This is a genomic window from Halobellus ruber (genome assembly GCF_014212355.1).
GTDB classification, from domain to species: domain Archaea; phylum Halobacteriota; class Halobacteria; order Halobacteriales; family Haloferacaceae; genus Haloquadratum; species Haloquadratum rubrum.
The window spans coordinates 204,471-217,178 of the sequence record NZ_JACKXD010000002.1; the positions used below are offsets into that span (position 1 = coordinate 204,471).

Consider the following 12,708-nt stretch of genomic DNA (forward strand, 5'->3'; position numbering starts at 1 on the left):
GCGTCCGGCTGTGACGGCTCTCACTCCCCGGCGGCTTCGACCTCGCCCAGCCCGGAGACGGTGAGGTCGCCGCCCAGCGTCCGATTGGGGTAGGGGATGTCGATCCCCTCCTCGTCGAACCGCCGTTTCACCGCCTGGACGTACTCCGCGCGGGTCCGAACGAAGTCCGACCGGCTCGGATCGTCGATCCAGATCCGCGATTTGAGCGTCACCGACGAGTCGCCGAGTTCCGTCAGCCGGACGCTCGGCGCGGGGTCCTCCAGGATGTCCTCGTTGTTACGCGCTTCCTCGAGGATGATGTCGGTTGCCTTCTCGATGTCGTCGTCGTACCCGATCCCGAACGGGACCTGGAGCCGGAGCCGACCCTTTGCGACGGGGTTTTTGATCACGCCGTCGGTGAGTTGGGAGTTCGGCACCGTCAACAGCTCGTTGTCGAAGGTCTTGACCCGGGTGACCCGGAAGCTGATGTCCTCGACGATCCCGGAGTTGCCGTCCCACTCGATCCAGTCGCCGATCCTGAACGGCTTGTCGGTGTAGATGAAGATCCCCGAGACGAAGTTCTTCAGGACGTCCTGCATCGCAAAGCCGATCGCCAGCGTCGCGGCGGCGGCGATGGTCGCGAGCGACCGCAGGAAGTCGGGGTAGCCGGCCGCTCCGAACGCGGCGGTGATGGCGATGAACGCGACGACGACGGCGACCAGCCGCCGGATCGGCCGCCGGGCGTGCGCCTCCAGGTCCCGCGAGACCATCATCCGGTCGACGAGCGGGACGAGGACGTTCCGGCCGATCAGATACACCACCGCGAAGACGGCCAGAAACGCGATCACCTGACCAACAAGCCCCGCGACGGCGTCGGGCAGGCCGAGGTCCGCGAGGAACCGGGCGATCGACCCGCTCAGCCCGACGCCGACCTGGAGCCCGGCTCCCGGCGTCATCGATGCAGCACTCCCGTGTTCCCCCGTGTCTCGACGACCTCGGCGTCCGTCCGGTCGGCGAGGTCGGCCGCGAGATCATCGACGGTCGTCCCGCCCTGTGCGGCCCGGAGGAACTTCACCTTGATCAGCTCGCGGTCGGACAACTGGTCCGTCGCCTCCTCGACGACCGGATCGATTCCCCCTTTGCCGACCCACAGCGTCACGTCGAGGTCGTGGGCCCGCTTCCGCAGCTCCTGTCGGTTCATACGCGTCGGCTACGTCGGCATCCGGTTTGAAAGTTGAGATTTGCGGACGGCGACCCGTCCGCCCCGTCGCACTACCCGTCGTACGGGTACCGCTTCGTGGCGCCGCAGGCGAGGCATCGGATCGACACGTGCCCCGACCGGAGCCGCACCCGGGCGGTCGCGCCCGGCCGGAGGTACGCGTCGCAGTCGTCGCAGCTGAACCGGCGGAACCGCCGCGGCAGGCTGATCCGGTGTCGCTCGCCGATCCGGCGGGCCAGCCGGACGTACTCCCGGGCGCGGTCGACGTCGCCGTCGGCGGTCGCCGCCCGGGCGAGCTCCTGCAGCCGGTCGATGCGCTCGGCCGGAATGCCCATACAGGTCGGGGCGTGGGCAGCGGCAAAGACGTTCCGAACCCGCCGCGTCGCGGCACGGAAGCGACAGGCTCTACATCGCCCCCGGTGAATCGGCAGCGACGTGGCTCTCCGCGCGCTCAACTATCTGGAACTCGAAGCCCGGCTGTCGCGCAGCGGCATCGGCACCGCAACCGACCAGCAACGGGCCGCGTTGGAACGAACCGACGTTGAGGTCGTGACCTCACCGTGGCGCGGCGGCGACCCCGTTGCAGGGGTCCGGTCGCTCGCGACTGGCGGGGAGCTTTTCAGGGAGTACGACCTCGCTCACTGCAACCTCGTCGGCCCGGGGTCGCTCGCGGTCGCGCGGCACGCCGAGCGGAACGACATCCCGCTCGTACTTCACACGCACGTCACCCGCGAGGATTTCGCCGAATCCTTCCGGGGGTCGACCACCGTCGCGCCCGCCCTGGGGCGGTATCTGAAGTGGTTCTACTCGCAGGCGGATCTGGTGCTGTGCCCCTCGACGTACACGAAACGCGTTCTCGACTCCTACCCGGTCGACGCGCCGGTCCGGCCGATCACCAACGGCGTCGACGTCGACGCGCTGGCGGGGTTCGAGGACCTCCGGGAGGCGTACCGCGACCGCTACGACCTCTCGGGGACGGTCGTGTTCCTCGTCGGCAACGTCTTCGAGCGGAAGGGGCTGTCGACGTTCTGCCGGGTCGCGGAAGCGACACCCTACGACTTCGCGTGGTTCGGCCCCTACGATACCGGCCCGCACGCCTCGAAAGCGGTCCGCCGGTGGACCGCGAACCCCCCCGCGAACGTCACCTTCACCGGGTGGATCGACGACATCAGGGGCGCCTACGGCGCGGGCGACATTTACCTGTTCCCGACGAAAAACGAGAACCAGGGGATCGCGGTCCTGGAGGCGATGGCGTGCGGGAAGGCGGTGATCCTCCGGGACATCCCGGTGTTCGAGGAGTTCTACACCCACGGCTTCGACTGTCTGAAGTGCGAAACCGACGCGGGGTTCCGCGAGGCGGTCGAGCGATTGGCGAACGACGACGACCTCCGGGCGCGGTTGGGAGCGAACGCCCGCGAGACGGCCGCGGAACACAGCCTCGACCGCGTCGGCGACGCACTCGCCGACGTCTACCGCGAGGTCCGCGACGCGAAGCGGGCGGGGCGGCCGGTGGAAGTGGGGAGCGAGGAGTGACCGGTCGGCGGCGACCCGTTCGAAAACCGCCGGCGGGTGGGAATGGAAGGGGCCGCGTCCTCGACGAAGGCGGCCGACGTAAGCACCGCAGGCCGCAGGCCGAGGAGCGTGGTTCGAGAGAGCGGTGCTCTCTCGTCATCACGAAAGACGCGGAGCGTCTTTCGAACGACAACGAGGCCCCCGAGTCGAAGACGCGGGGGCTTCCGGCCACGATCACGCAGACGACGGCACTAAGTACATCGTCCCCTCGCCGTTCCGCAACTGATTAACCGCACCTCCGAGAACCACGCCCGATGGCTCCCGCCTCGGTCGCCGCGTTCACCGATACCTACCTCCCGACGGTCAACGGCGTCTCCTACACCGTCCGGACGTGGCGCGACCGGTGGGCAGAGCGCGGCGGGCGGATGGACGTCGTCTACCCGAAGAGCGACGCGTACGACCCCGACCCCGGCGAACACCCCGTCGGGAGCTTCCCGTTTCCGATGTACGAGGGGTTCCGACTGGGGTTGCCGACGATCCCCGACGCCGTCGCCGACGTGGATCTCGTCCACGCCCACACGCCCTTCGCGGTCGGGCTCGGCGGCGTCCGGCTGGCGCGCCGGGCGGACCTCCCGCTTGTCACCTCCTATCACACCCCGACCGCGGAGTACGCGGAGTATCTCAGCTCCCGGCCCCGGGTGGAACACCGGATCCAGCGGCTCGCCGACCGCTACGAGCGGTGGTTCCTCTCGCGGTCGGACGCGATCGTCTGCCCCAGCGAGGACACGAAGGCCCGCATCGACCGCAACGCGACGGTCGACACGCCCGCGGTCGTGATTCCGAACGGCGTCGACACCGACTTCTTCGAACCCACCGACGCCGACGCGTTCCGGGACCGATACGACCTCCCGGGCGGCCCGCTGATCGGCTACACCGGGCGCCACGGCTACGAGAAGAACCTCTCGGAGTTTCTCCGCGCCGCCGCGGGCGTCGAGGCCACGGTCGTCCTCGGCGGCGACGGGCCCGCACGGGCGGATCTGGAGGACCTCGCGGCCGACCTCGACCTCGACGCCCGCTTTCTCGGGTTCCTCCCCCGCGAGGACCTCCCGGGCTTCTACTCGGCGCTCGACGCCTTCGTCTTCCCCAGCCCCGTGGAGACCCAGGGGCTCGTCGCTCTGGAGGCGAACGCCTGTGGGACCCCCGTGGTCGCGGTCGACGCGGGCGCGCTCTCGGATACGATCGACGCGGGCCGCAACGGCTACCACTACGCCCACGGGGACATCGCGGGCTGCCGCGACACGATCCGACGCGTCCTCGACGAGCGCGCGTCGCTGTCGGCGTCGTGTCTGGACCGCCGCGAGGCGGTGAGCGTCGACCACGCGGTCGAGGAACTCGCCACGCTCTACGACCGGATCGCCGCGGAGAACGCGTCGGCCCCGGGACGGAACTAGTCGTCGAGGTCCTCGACCGCCTGCGCGATCCGCTGCAGTTGCCGGGTCGCGTCGCGGACCTCGTCGCGGAGCTGTCGGACCTCGCGGACCAGTTCCTCGTTGTCGCTGCTCTCCTCGGCGCCGTCGGGGGCGCCGCCCATCCCCGGCGGGCCGCCACCGCCGCCCATCCCCGGGGGACCGCCGCCGCCACCGCCCATCATTCCGCTCATCATCTGCGCGAAGGGGTTGCCGCCGCCACCGCCGGGGCCGCCACCGCCGCCCATCATCTCCTCGGGGCCGGGGCGATCGCCCTCCTCGCCCTCCTCGGCGCGTCGTTCCCTGATCTCCTCGACGCGCTCGCGGAAGGACTTCTCCTCCTCGTCGGCGGCGTCGCCGCCGTCGTCGGTCGGTTCGTCGGCGTCGTTCCCGGCCGCGTCGTCTGGATCGTCCGACATACCACCGCGTACATCTTCGTCCCGCAAATGGCTGTTGGTCGCCGACCGGGGGCTCGGTCGACGCGTCCGGAACTGTCGCCGTCGCTGCCAGGGCCGACGGTCGCGGCTCACCGGCGATCGGGTGTGGCTGTCGAGTCGGCCGGAGCGCCACGGTGGTCGGCAGGAAAACGGCCGTCGTTACGCGACCGCGGAGTCCTCGCCCTCCTCGCCGTTGGGGCGGGTCATCTGCTCGATGACGTCGTGAAGCGTTACGTCGTTGATCAGGATGATGTCGCCGACGGCTCGAACCCACCGGTACGGGAGGATAACGCCCTTCTGGCCGCTCACGAGATCCGAAAAGAGTTCGTCGTTGAGCTGTGTGAGCGCCAGGCCAGTGACGGATCGGCTTCCGGTGAGGTCCAGCCGAACGTCCGCGACCTCGCCGACGAAGACGCCCTCGTTCGAGTACACCTCGCGACCGACAAGCGCCGTGATCTTCTGGGGGGTGTCGTCCATGTTCCGGAGATTGGGAGCGTCCGTCTTAATTGTTCGCAGCCGAGCGGCCGCGACGCCCCGGACGCGGCCGGTGGCGGCAGACGCACGTCAGACGGCGTCGACCGCCGCAGGCCCCGTTCGAGCCGCCGGAGCGCCTCACCCGGCGTCGAACTCCGCGTCGGTCACGCGGACGGTGACGGTCTCCGGAACGTCCCGGAGGTCGTAGTCGGGTACCGTCCCGTCGGGCCGCCGCGTCACGTACATCGGTTCGACGACCCGGCCGCCGTCGACGCCGTAGACCGCCAGCCGGTCGCCGGTGTCCTCGGGGTCGACGTCGCCGTTCCGGATCGCGGTCGCGAGCGCGCGACTCAGCCACTCCGCCCCCGAGACGCTGGGCTCCCGGATCAACGCGAGGTCGACGAACCGGACCAGATACCAGTTGAGGTCGTTGCACAAAGACACCGCCGCGCCGAGGCTCACCGTGTCGACCGCAAGCGAGTTCTCGAAGGGGGCGTACCGCTCGTACGTCGAGAGCGCCTCCCGGGCGGTCTCACGGGAGAGCAGTTCGTACTGCACGTCAGTCCCCTCGGAACCGAGCAGACAGACCCGCGTCACAGTCGGGATGCGACCGGCGGGATCAAATCGGTTGCGGTGGCTGCCGCTGTGAGTCGGGTCCGGCGGCTACCGGCGCTCGCCGCCGTCGAGCCAGACGTTCGCACACGACTCGTCACAGAAGGAGAGCAGTCGGCGCTCGTGTGTCAGCTTCGTGGCCTCGCCGCCCGGCCGCTCGCGGTCGAGTTCGACCTGATAGTGGGGCCCACGGAGGTCGACGGCGTCGCCACACGCCGGGCACCGCGCGGTGGCGGCGTCCCACTCCTCGCGGGACACTACCTGCCGCACGGTCCACTCCGAACCGGGCGTCGGCGGGGAGGGGCGGCACGTTCTAGACATCACCGGATTCTACGGTCTGCAGGTATGTAAACCCATTTTGACCCGGTCGTTCACACATATCCTGAACGATCGTCACCGTTTCCCCCCGGTCCGGTGACGGGACGCACAGTTCGGTTCGCGCGGGACCCACGCCGGTTCGCCGGGGGCCCGTTCCCGCGCGAACCGGCGGCTCACAGGGGGACGATCTCGGCGTCGCGGCCGGCCTCGCGTGCGGCTTCGAGAAGGCTCTCGGGCTCGGCGTCGACGACCGCCGCCGGCGTCGCGTTCGTCTCCGGGTGCGACGGTGCGATCCGTTCGCAGCCGACGGGGACCGTCGAGCCGTCGTAGGTGCCGAGCCGACGGGCCTCGGCGACGATGTCGGCCTTGTCGGAAGCGAGCAGCGGGCGGTGGACCGGCCGCGACGCCGCCGCGTCAGTCGCGGCGAGGTTGGCGCCGGTCTGGCTCGACTTCTGGCCGATCGCCTCGCCGGTCGCGAGGCTGTGGGCGTCCGCGCGGTCGGCCGCGCCGTCGGCCGCCGCGAGCATCGCCCGGCGGAGCGACAGCATCCGCGTGTCCCGGGTCGCGTCGACGACCCGCTCGACCAGCGGGCCGCCGTCGACGACGCGCGGGCGGAGGTCCGCCCGTGGAGCCCGCGAAGCGAGGGTCGCAACCGCCGCCAATGCACGAGCGCGGTGGTCCGCGCCGCCGTAGTCGCCGAGGTCGACGTACACCGGCACCGTCGCACAGCCGCGGCGGAGCAGCCGCCACATCGCGACCGGGGAGTCGATGCCGCCGCTGACGAGGACGGCCACGCGGCCCTGCGACCCGACCGGGAGCCCGCCGGGCCCCCGGAACCGCCGGACCGACACGAACGCCTCGGCTTCGCGGACCTCGATCCGATAGGTCCGGTCCGGGTCGTCGAGGTCGACGGCCGCTCCGGTCGTCTCGCCGACGACCCGGCCGGCCTCCCGCTGGAGGTCGCGATTCGAGAAGGGGTGGTCGCCGTCGGCGCCGACGCGGTCGCTGTCGACCGCGTAGGTCTCGTCCGACCCGTGTGAGGCGGCCGCCGCGAGCGAGCGGGCGGCGTCGCCGATCGCGTCCAGCCGCGCCTCGGTCGCGACGGCCGGCCGCGCGAACCCGACCCCGGGAAGGGTCGCCGCAGCCTGGGCCGCGGCCGTCGGTCGACCCGTCCGGACCACGGTCCGCGACCACAGCTGCTCGACCTCGGCGTCGACGTCCGCCTCCCGGAGCGCGGCGGCGACGTCGGCGGCCACGCGGTCGGCCATCCGCGCCCGCACGTCGCTGCTCTTGGCGCCGAAGTCGCCGTGGCCGAGGAGCACCGCGTTCGTCGGGGCCGTAGCGTCTGTACTGGTCGATGACACTGGTCAGGCGTTCGTTCGACGGCGACCTGCATCACCCTGTCGGCGGGCGTCACGGACCGTCGCGATCGCGTCGTCTCATACGGATTACTGTAATCGATTCCCGGTCAGCGCCGAACCGTGCGGTCGCTGACCGGTGATTTGTTACAGTAAACCGTATCAGAAGGTCGACAGTTCGCCGTCGATGACCCGTCGGGTGACGTCGGTCACGTTCGCCAGCCGGTCGTCGATCCGCGCGCGGATCTCCGGCTCGATCGCCTCGAGGTCGACCCCCGGCTCGGTGACGACCTCGGCGCCGGCGACGTGGGGCTGGTCGATCGGCCGGCCGATCTGTGAGAGCAGCCGGACCTGGAGGTCGCGGATGCCGTCGACGTCGGCGGCGACCGTTTCGGCGATGTCGGTCGAAAGCAGGTTGTAGATCTTTCCGATGTGGTTGACCGGGTTCTTCCCGGAGGTCGCCTCCATGCTCATCGGCCGGTTCGGGGTGATGAGCCCGTTGGCGCGGTTTCCGCGCCCCACCGACCCGTCGTCGCCCATCTCCGCGCTGGTGCCCGTGACCGTGAGGTAGATCGACCCCTCGTCGTAGTCGTCGGCGGTGTTGACGTCGACGTGGACCTCGCGGTCGGTCAGCCGTTCGGCGACCCCCTCGACGAACTCCCGGACGCGGTCGACCGCGTCGTCGTAGGCGTCGAGATCCGGGATGTGGGCGTCGATCATCGCGGCGGCGACGGTGATGTCGATCCGGTCACCCTCGCGTTTCCCCATCACCTTCACGTCGGGGCCGAGTTCGGGGTTGTCGTCGGCGTAGGCGCCGTTGAGCTCCCGTTCGACCGTCAGGACGATCTCCTCGGTCTCCGTGAGCGGCGCGTGACCGACGCCGTAGGAGGTGTCGTTCGCCATCGGGACCTCCGCTGCCTTCTCGCCGAAGACGTCCTGGAGGTCGCCGGAACCCTCGCCCAGCCGGGTGTCGATCACGATGTCGGTGCCGACGTCGAGTTCGGGGACGTGCTCGTTGAGGTACTCCCGGGCCGCCGACAGCGCGGTGGCGTCCACCGGGAGTTTCCGGCCGTCGTACTCCGTGGTCGCCCGGCCGACGATCAGGACGTAGATCGGTTCGATCACCTCGCCGCCGCCGTACCGCGGTGCCGACTCCCCGGCGACCAGCTGCGTTTCGTCGGTGTTGTAGTGGAGGACCTTGCCGACGCGGTCGATGTACAGCTTCGAGAGGGCCTGCGAGACGCTCTCGGCGATCCCGTCGCAGATGGAGTCGGGGTGGCCGATCCCCTTCCGCTCGACGATCTCGACCCCCTGGTCCTCGACGGCGGCCCGTTCGGCCGCCTCGACGTTGATGTTCCGATCGGTCATTGGCCGACGGTTCTGCCCCGCCGATCCTATAACTTGCGGAACTGTTCGAGCCGAATATTATTACCCTCGGATATCCGCAGGTCGCCGCTCACGCATCCGCATCGAGTAACAGCCCGAGGTAGGAGGTCCGTACCTGTTCGTCGGGATCGAGTCCGAGGCCGCGGAGCACTTCGGCGGCACCCTCGCGGACGGCGGCCACGTCGCCGCTCTCGGCCGTTTCGGCTTCGACCTCCACGAACTCTCCCAGCCCGTCGACGCGGTCGAGCGAGACCGTGTAGCCGTCGACCTCGAAGAACGTCCGCTCCTTCTCGACGACCGCCGCCGGCTCGAACCCCAGCCCCGCGAGGATCCCCGCGGCCTCGTCGCCGTCCGCGACCGCGGTTTCGTGTTCCTCGCGGGTCTTCGATTCCGCCTCGACCAGCGGCCCCTTGTAGGTGATCCGGGTGGTCGGGTCCGGCTGCTCTTCGCCCCCGACCCGCTCGCGGGTCTCCTCGCGGAGGCGGAGCGCCTCGTCGGTCTCGGCGAAGTCGCGGTGGGGGGCGTCGTAGTACGTGTCGACCTGCCGCACCTGCCGGTCGGGGGTCGCGCCGGCGTCGTCGAGGGCCGCCCGGACGGCGTCGTGGTCGGCGCGGAGTTTGAGTTCGACCTCGTACATACCGGCCGGTCGGACCGGGGCCGCAAAAACGGTCCGCTTGCGGGGCCGCAGCGGACCGACGAGTTCCGCCCGCATCGAAACGTGATTCTTAAGAGTCGCACGGGTGACTATCCCGATATGAGTGACGAACAGCAGGCCGACGCCGACGACTCGCCGGACGACGGCGACGTCCCCGACGACGAGACGACCGCACACGCCGACGCCGAGGGGGCGTCGGACGACGCCTCCGAGGAGACGCCGGAAGATGTCATCGAGGACGGCGACTTCGTCAGGCTGGCGTACACGCTCCGAACGGCCGACGACGGCGAGGTCGTCGACACGACCGACGCCGAGGTGGCCGAGGACGCCGAGATCGACACCGACGAGTACGACTTCGAGCCGCGGATCATCGTGATCGGCGCCGGCCACGTCTTCGAGAGCGTCGACGAGGCGCTGATCGGCCAGGCGGTCGGCGCCACCGGCACAGTCGAGGTCTCGGCCGCCGAGGCGTTCGGCGAGTACGACGACGACCAGGTCCGGACGGTCTCCGCCAACAAGATCGACGAGGAGAACCGCTACCCCGGCGCCCAGGTCCAGATCGACGGCGACCAGGGCCGGATCATCACTGTCGTCTCCGGGCGTGCCCGCGTCGACTTCAACCACCCGCTCGCCGGCGAGGACCTCGAATACGAGTACGAGATCCTCGACCTCGTCGACGACCGCGAGGAGCAAGCGGGGAGCCTGCTGGGGATGTACCTCCAGCAGTCGCCGGAGGTCCGGATCGAGACCGACGTCGTCGAGGAAGAGCAGGTCGTCGAGGTCGACGACGAGGACGACGAGGTCGAGACCGAACTCGAAGTCGTCGAGAACGAACAGGAGACGCTGTACATCGAGGCCACCCCGCAGATGACGATGAACCAGCAGTGGATGTTCTCGAAACAGCAGATCGCCCAGGACGTGATGGATCGGCTGGACCTCGATCGGGTCATCGTCCAGGAGACCATCGACGGCTCCGGCGGGATGATGGGCGGCCTCGGCGGGATGATGGGCGGCGGTCCCGGCGGCGCGGCGCCCGAGGACATCGAGGACGCGATCGAGGACGTCGACGTCGACGCCGACGAACTCGCCGAGGAACTCGACGCCGACATCGAGGAGTGACGCCCCGCCGTCCGGCTCGGTAGCCGCCCGTCCGAACCGACCCCGATTCTCACGATGCCCGACGACTCACCCGACGGGATCGCGGCGGACGCAGACACTGCGGCCGACAGCCTCGGGACTGCGACCGACGACCTCCGGGTCGCGGCGGTCGCGGCGGCCTGCACCGTCGGGCTGACGCTCGCGCTCCGGTACGCCGTGGGCCGCGACGTCGCGTTCGTCTACCGGCTCCTCCCGCTGGGGCCGTACTTCCTGTCGCTTTTCGCCGACCGGCTGCCCCTCGGCGACCTCGATACGCCGCGGAGCTGGTCGGCGCTGACGGTCGCCGTCACCGTGGTGCTCCTCGTGTACTTCGGCGTTCTCTGAACGGGGCCGTCAGGGGCGGCACTCCCTACGCGATGTCCCGGCTGGTGTCGACGGTGACGCGGTCGCCGAGCCGGAGCTTGATCGTCTCCTCGGGCGGCCGGCCGCCGCGGAACTTCGGTACTGCGAGCCGGTTCTCGATCTCGGAGCCGTCGACCCGGGTCCGGAGGTCGAACACCACGTCGGCCATATGCTTCGTAAACCCTCTGTTGTCGGGTTCCTGCCCGCCTTTCATCCCGTGGACCACCGCGAGCCCCCCGGTGTTGACCATGTGCGTCTGCAACTCGTTCAGGAACTGGCGGTACCGGGCGGGCTCGGTCTCCTCTAAGACGTCGACGGCGTCGATGATGAGGTTCGCACCCTCCGGGAGGTCGCGGATGAACCGGTTTGCGGTGTCCAGCGGCGCGTTGCCGCCGACGTCCCGGAGCGCCGGGTCGCCGACGGGGCCGGTCGCCCGGTCGAGCGCGTCCCGGACCGCCTGGTCCGACCGGATGGTTGTGAGATACAGCGTCGAGCGCACGCCCGTGAGTTCGTAGAGGAACAGCTCCGACTGGCTGGCGGGGTCCGCAGCGAGAAGCACGATGCTCCCCGGCGGGATCCCGCCGTCGAGTTGGCGATCGAGGATGTCGATGCCGGTCGAAAGCCGTCCTGCCACGCAAGGCTGTTTTTACCCCGACCGGCTTAGGCTTTCGGTCGGTCCGCGACCGCCCGCGCGAGCCGCCGGTAGGCCCGCTGTACCCCGGCGTCGTCCAGCGGTTCCGTCGCCTCGGGAACGGTCGTGACCACGGGGCAGCCAAGGAGGTCGTCGACGCCGGGGGGTGCGACCCGGGCACGGGTGACGACGCCACCGACGACCGGCGTCCCGACCGCCCGCGCCATCGCCGCGGTCTTCGCGGCGTCGCGGAGCCCAGCCGCACAGGCGGTCGACACCAGGAGCACGCGGTCGGCGACGCGAAGGGGGACGGTCGCGTCCGGGCCGGCACCGGCTGGACAGTCGACGACCACCAGTTCGGCGGTGGCCTCGCGGAGTTCCCGGAGGCGACTCCCGAGCCCCTCGAAAGCATCGCGTGGGGCCGGCACGACCTGGGTGTCCGACGGGGCGGCGGGGTCAGGGTGTCCGTGACCGCCCTCGGGCGGGGCACGCGGCACGCCGGCGAGCGCGTGGAGGTTCGGCAGGTCGCAGTCGGCGTCGACCGCGAGGGTAGGGCCGTCGATCGCGCGCGCCAGCCCCAGAGCCGTGGTCGTCTTTCCGCTGCCGCCCTTCCCGCCGGCGATCGCGAGCATACCGGCGGTGGCCGCGGCATCGTATTTCAACGCTCGTAGAGCAGCCCCGGTGGCTGCACCCGGAGAATCAGTCCTGACAGCAGCCGCCGGCCTCGCCGCCGAAGTCGACCGCGAGCGGCTCGGAGATCGCCTCGTTGACCGACTCCAGCCGGTCCTGCAGCGCCTCCTGGGCGTCGAGGTACTCGGCCATCTTCGGCATCGCGTGGAGTTCCTCCTGGGCCGACCGGACCTCGCCGAGGAGTTCCTGGCTCCCCCCGCCGGCCTGTCGTGCCTGCAGATACTGGTCCCGGAGCGCGTGGAACTCCGCGATCCGCGATTGGATCGCCTCGTCGGCCTCGACTGCGGCCTTCGCCTCCTCGAAGGCCTCGTATTCGGGCGTCCCGGCGATCGCCTCCCCGAGGTCGCGGCCGAGGTCCTCGAGTTGATCCGTCTGAGCGCTCATACGCCGTGGTTGGATCGGGGCGGCTTTGAACCTGCCGGAGCGGCGGCGGCACCCGACGCGTGCAGTCGAGAGAGTCATCCGCGACGG

17 protein-coding genes are annotated in these 12,708 nt (G+C 70.3%); 4 read left to right on the forward strand and 13 right to left on the reverse strand.

Annotation, left to right across the window (positions count from 1 at the left end; translation table 11 throughout):
• Positions 1-20 precede the first annotated feature (20 nt).
• From H5V44_RS06045 to H5V44_RS06055, 3 genes are all read right to left on the reverse strand, one after another.
• A complete protein-coding gene (locus tag H5V44_RS06045; protein ID WP_185192218.1) occupies positions 21-935 on the reverse strand; it encodes a mechanosensitive ion channel family protein in 915 nt (304 codons plus the stop codon).
• Positions 932-1,180, reverse strand: a complete 249-nt coding sequence (locus H5V44_RS06050) for a YhbY family RNA-binding protein (protein WP_185192219.1) — start codon at positions 1,178-1,180, stop codon at positions 932-934. The genes H5V44_RS06045 and H5V44_RS06050 overlap by 4 nt, the downstream gene beginning before the upstream one ends.
• 71 nt (positions 1,181-1,251) lie before the next feature.
• Positions 1,252-1,533 carry a ribonuclease P protein component 4 gene (locus H5V44_RS06055; protein ID WP_185192220.1) on the reverse strand — a complete coding sequence of 94 codons (282 nt, stop codon included), beginning with the start codon at positions 1,531-1,533 and terminating at the stop codon, positions 1,252-1,254.
• A 100-nt stretch (positions 1,534-1,633) separates the two neighbouring features.
• On the opposite strand from H5V44_RS06055, the gene H5V44_RS06060 reads away from it, so the two are divergent.
• Together H5V44_RS06060 and H5V44_RS06065 are read left to right on the forward strand one after the other, a co-directional pair.
• Complete coding sequence (locus H5V44_RS06060) at positions 1,634-2,731, forward strand: glycosyltransferase (protein WP_185192221.1); 1,098 nt, start codon at positions 1,634-1,636, stop codon at positions 2,729-2,731.
• Between the two features lie 293 nt (positions 2,732-3,024).
• On the forward strand, positions 3,025-4,161 hold the full coding sequence (locus H5V44_RS06065) for a glycosyltransferase (protein ID WP_185192222.1): 1,137 nt from the start codon (positions 3,025-3,027) through the stop codon (positions 4,159-4,161).
• Here the strand turns inward: H5V44_RS06065 and H5V44_RS06070 are convergent.
• From H5V44_RS06070 to cyaB, 7 genes are all read right to left on the reverse strand, one after another.
• Positions 4,158-4,595 carry a hypothetical protein gene (locus H5V44_RS06070; RefSeq protein WP_185192223.1) on the reverse strand — a complete coding sequence of 146 codons (438 nt, stop codon included), beginning with the start codon at positions 4,593-4,595 and terminating at the stop codon, positions 4,158-4,160. The two genes, H5V44_RS06065 and H5V44_RS06070, sit on opposite strands and share 4 nt — an antisense overlap.
• Before the next feature lie 177 nt (positions 4,596-4,772).
• Complete coding sequence (locus H5V44_RS06075; RefSeq protein ID WP_185192224.1) at positions 4,773-5,090, reverse strand: PRC-barrel domain-containing protein; 318 nt, start codon at positions 5,088-5,090, stop codon at positions 4,773-4,775.
• Between the two features lie 135 nt (positions 5,091-5,225).
• Positions 5,226-5,684: a DUF5804 family protein gene (locus H5V44_RS06080; protein ID WP_185192225.1), complete on the reverse strand. Its 459-nt coding sequence runs from the start codon at positions 5,682-5,684 to the stop codon at positions 5,226-5,228.
• Between the two features lie 66 nt (positions 5,685-5,750).
• On the reverse strand, positions 5,751-6,020 hold the full coding sequence (locus H5V44_RS06085; protein WP_185192226.1) for a hypothetical protein: 270 nt from the start codon (positions 6,018-6,020) through the stop codon (positions 5,751-5,753).
• Positions 6,021-6,190: 170 nt separating this feature from the next.
• A complete protein-coding gene (locus tag H5V44_RS06090) occupies positions 6,191-7,381 on the reverse strand; it encodes a tRNA sulfurtransferase (protein WP_343067692.1) in 1,191 nt (396 codons plus the stop codon).
• A 156-nt stretch (positions 7,382-7,537) separates the two neighbouring features.
• On the reverse strand, positions 7,538-8,743 hold the full coding sequence (locus H5V44_RS06095; RefSeq protein WP_185192227.1) for a methionine adenosyltransferase: 1,206 nt from the start codon (positions 8,741-8,743) through the stop codon (positions 7,538-7,540).
• Between the two features lie 88 nt (positions 8,744-8,831).
• Entirely contained in the window at positions 8,832-9,398 is a 567-nt protein-coding gene (cyaB, locus tag H5V44_RS06100) for a class IV adenylate cyclase (protein ID WP_185192228.1), read from the reverse strand.
• A gap of 117 nt (positions 9,399-9,515) precedes the next feature.
• Here cyaB and H5V44_RS06105 point away from each other — a divergent pair, with 117 nt between their 5' ends.
• Both H5V44_RS06105 and H5V44_RS06110 read left to right on the forward strand, forming a co-directional pair.
• The gene (locus H5V44_RS06105) at positions 9,516-10,535 is read left to right on the forward strand and encodes an FKBP-type peptidyl-prolyl cis-trans isomerase (protein ID WP_185192229.1); all 1,020 of its coding nucleotides are present in this window, start codon (positions 9,516-9,518) and stop codon (positions 10,533-10,535) included.
• Positions 10,536-10,589: 54 nt separating this feature from the next.
• Positions 10,590-10,898 (forward strand): hypothetical protein, encoded by a 309-nt coding sequence (locus H5V44_RS06110; RefSeq protein ID WP_246403801.1) that lies wholly within the window; start codon positions 10,590-10,592, stop codon positions 10,896-10,898.
• 25 nt (positions 10,899-10,923) lie between these two features.
• Here the strand turns inward: H5V44_RS06110 and H5V44_RS06115 are convergent, their stop codons facing one another.
• From H5V44_RS06115 to H5V44_RS06125, 3 genes are all read right to left on the reverse strand, one after another.
• Complete coding sequence (locus tag H5V44_RS06115) at positions 10,924-11,550, reverse strand: DUF7125 family protein (protein ID WP_185192230.1); 627 nt, start codon at positions 11,548-11,550, stop codon at positions 10,924-10,926.
• 26 nt (positions 11,551-11,576) lie between these two features.
• Positions 11,577-12,179, reverse strand: a complete 603-nt coding sequence (locus H5V44_RS06120) for a MinD/ParA family ATP-binding protein (RefSeq protein ID WP_185192231.1) — start codon at positions 12,177-12,179, stop codon at positions 11,577-11,579.
• Between the two features lie 67 nt (positions 12,180-12,246).
• Complete coding sequence (locus H5V44_RS06125; RefSeq protein ID WP_185192232.1) at positions 12,247-12,621, reverse strand: YlbF family regulator; 375 nt, start codon at positions 12,619-12,621, stop codon at positions 12,247-12,249.
• Positions 12,622-12,708: the final 87 nt, after the last annotated feature.

Bases quoted from the DNA above. Each gene is read 5' to 3' on its own strand.
- H5V44_RS06045 (WP_185192218.1), bottom strand. From the start codon at position 935: ATGACGCCGGGAGCCGGGCTCCAGGTCGGCGTCGGGCTGAGCGGGTCG.
- H5V44_RS06050 (WP_185192219.1), bottom strand. From the start codon at position 1,180: ATGAACCGACAGGAGCTGCGGAAGCGGGCCCACGACCTCGACGTGACG.
- H5V44_RS06055 (WP_185192220.1), bottom strand. From the start codon at position 1,533: ATGGGCATTCCGGCCGAGCGCATCGACCGGCTGCAGGAGCTCGCCCGG.
- H5V44_RS06065 (WP_185192222.1), top strand. From the start codon at position 3,025: ATGGCTCCCGCCTCGGTCGCCGCGTTCACCGATACCTACCTCCCGACG.
- H5V44_RS06070 (WP_185192223.1), bottom strand. From the start codon at position 4,595: ATGTCGGACGATCCAGACGACGCGGCCGGGAACGACGCCGACGAACCG.
- H5V44_RS06075 (WP_185192224.1), bottom strand. From the start codon at position 5,090: ATGGACGACACCCCCCAGAAGATCACGGCGCTTGTCGGTCGCGAGGTG.
- H5V44_RS06085 (WP_185192226.1), bottom strand. From the start codon at position 6,020: ATGTCTAGAACGTGCCGCCCCTCCCCGCCGACGCCCGGTTCGGAGTGG.
- H5V44_RS06095 (WP_185192227.1), bottom strand. From the start codon at position 8,743: ATGACCGATCGGAACATCAACGTCGAGGCGGCCGAACGGGCCGCCGTC.
- cyaB (WP_185192228.1), bottom strand. From the start codon at position 9,398: ATGTACGAGGTCGAACTCAAACTCCGCGCCGACCACGACGCCGTCCGG.
- H5V44_RS06105 (WP_185192229.1), top strand. From the start codon at position 9,516: ATGAGTGACGAACAGCAGGCCGACGCCGACGACTCGCCGGACGACGGC.
- H5V44_RS06110 (WP_246403801.1), top strand. From the start codon at position 10,590: ATGCCCGACGACTCACCCGACGGGATCGCGGCGGACGCAGACACTGCG.
- H5V44_RS06120 (WP_185192231.1), bottom strand. From the start codon at position 12,179: ATGCTCGCGATCGCCGGCGGGAAGGGCGGCAGCGGAAAGACGACCACG.
- H5V44_RS06125 (WP_185192232.1), bottom strand. From the start codon at position 12,621: ATGAGCGCTCAGACGGATCAACTCGAGGACCTCGGCCGCGACCTCGGG.